The following is a 2,046-nucleotide window of genomic DNA, read 5'->3' on the forward strand; positions in this document are numbered from 1 at the left end:
GCAGGGCTATGCCCGAAACTGAAAAACCACCAGCTAGGCTGGTGGATATTTATTTGTTAGGGAGAATTATATGAATACATCTGAATTTTATGGAAAAGAAAAAATAAGTAAAATTTTGTTTAAGTTAGCACCACCGGTTATGTTAGCTCAACTTATTCAGGCTCTATACAATATTATGGATAGTTTATTTATTGGTAAATACTCCAACAGTGGATTAACAGCACTATCAATTGTTTATCCTTTACAATTATTAATGATTGCTTTAGCGGTAGGAACAGGGGTAGGGATCAATACCATCATGGCTTCTAAATTAGGTCAAGGACAAGAAAAAGAAGCCAATGACTATGCTGGAACATCTATGCCTTTGATGTTGGTGTTATGGTTTTTGTTTGCCGTAGTGATGTATTTGGCTATGCCATTATATGCCAAGATGTCTACTGAAACAGAAACAATCATCAATGATGTCATTGTCTATGGAAGAATTGTAAATGTACTAAGTTTCGGGTTGTTTTTAGAAAGTGGATGGACAAAGGTTTTACAAGCCAAAGGAGATATGAAAACACCTATGATTGCCCAAATTATAGGGGCAATAGTGAATATTGTTTTGGATCCTATTTTGATTTTTGGTATGTTTGGACTTCCACAATTAGGAATTAAAGGAGCAGCTATTGCCACGGTAATTGGACAAATGATCGCAGCTTTAATTGTGTTTAAAAAAGGATTTTATTCTTCTCCTAAAAAAGAAGTTTATCCAAGTTATGTTTTAAAAATCTTTCAATTGGGATTGCCTAATATATTAATGCAATCTGCGTATACATTATATATATTTGGATTAAATATGATATTGGCATCTTTTAGTGATCAAGCTGTAACGGCACTTGGTTTATATTATAAATGGCAAACGATTTTCTTTATTCCGTTAGGGGCGATGCAAACGTGTATTGTGCCTGTGATTAGTTTTAATTATGCGGCCGGTAATATAGAAAGATGTAAGAAAACATTATTTGAATCCATTTTATTTGGTATGAGTTTTATGTTACTTGGCGTACTTTGTTTTGAAACCATTCCTGGAACCATGTTACAAGTTTTTACATCAGATTCATTGGTTATAGAAATTGGGACAATTGGTTTTAGAATTATAGGTATATCGTTTATACCATTAGTAACATCGCTAATTTATCCGGTATTTTTTCAAGCCGTTGGAAAAAGTGTAAAAAGCTCGTTATTGACTATACTAAGAACAGTATGTTGTTTTGTGCCACTTGGGTATTTATTTTCTCGTTTGGGATTAAATTATTTTTGGTTGACGTATCCTGTAACAGAAGTGATTACAACGTTAGTTGGGTTCATGTTTTATAAACAATTTATGAAAAAATATAGATTTGTTAAGGTTTGACACCGTTTACAAATGAAACTATAATTTCTCTTATTGGATATTAATATCAGGAGGATGCATATGCTTAATTTTTTTAAGAAAGAAGAATTTAAAATTGTTGCGCCTGTTACAGGACAATTAATTCCTTTATCAGAAGTAGAAGATAAAGTCTTTTCAACTAAGATGATGGGAGATGGATTTGCGGTTGAGCCATCTGGAAATACAATTGTAGCTCCTTTAAGTGGAACGCTTGAATCTGTTTTTCCAACAGGACATGCCGTAGGAATTAAAACAAAAGATGGAATTGAATGTATTGTTCATATTGGATTGGATACAGTTGAATTAAATGGACAAGGATTTAATGTAAAAGTAAAACAAGGACAAAAAATCAAAGCAGGAGAAGCTATGATTGAAATTGATAATGACTTTATTAAGTCAAAGGGTTATAAATTAACAACTATGGTAGTCTTCCCAGCAGGGTATGATCATGTGTTTGAATTGGGTACAAAACAAGTTCAAGTGGGAGAAAAACTAGTATAATAGCTTAAAAAAGTGTCTTTTTTAGTGAAAATGATGAGAAAATCATAAAAAACACAAAAAAAGATACTTTTTTTATAAAAAAGTGTTGACTCTAAAAAGGTGATTTGGTAATATAAATGGGCGCTTGATGA

At 32.2% G+C, this 2,046-nt stretch carries 2 protein-coding genes; both read left to right on the forward strand.

The genetic code is table 11. The annotated features are described in order from the left end of the window. The first annotated feature begins 70 nt into the window (after positions 1-70). Positions 71-1,396 (forward strand): MATE family efflux transporter, encoded by a 1,326-nt coding sequence (locus ACI313_RS03965; protein ID WP_439755320.1) that lies wholly within the window; start codon positions 71-73, stop codon positions 1,394-1,396. A gap of 60 nt (positions 1,397-1,456) precedes the next feature. Beyond that, complete coding sequence (locus ACI313_RS03970) at positions 1,457-1,915, forward strand: PTS sugar transporter subunit IIA (RefSeq protein WP_320607599.1); 459 nt, start codon at positions 1,457-1,459, stop codon at positions 1,913-1,915. Positions 1,916-2,046 lie beyond the last annotated feature (131 nt).

It is taken from the genome of Floccifex sp. (genome assembly GCF_051873495.1).
Taxonomy (GTDB): Bacteria; Bacillota_I; Bacilli_A; order Erysipelotrichales; family Erysipelotrichaceae; genus Floccifex.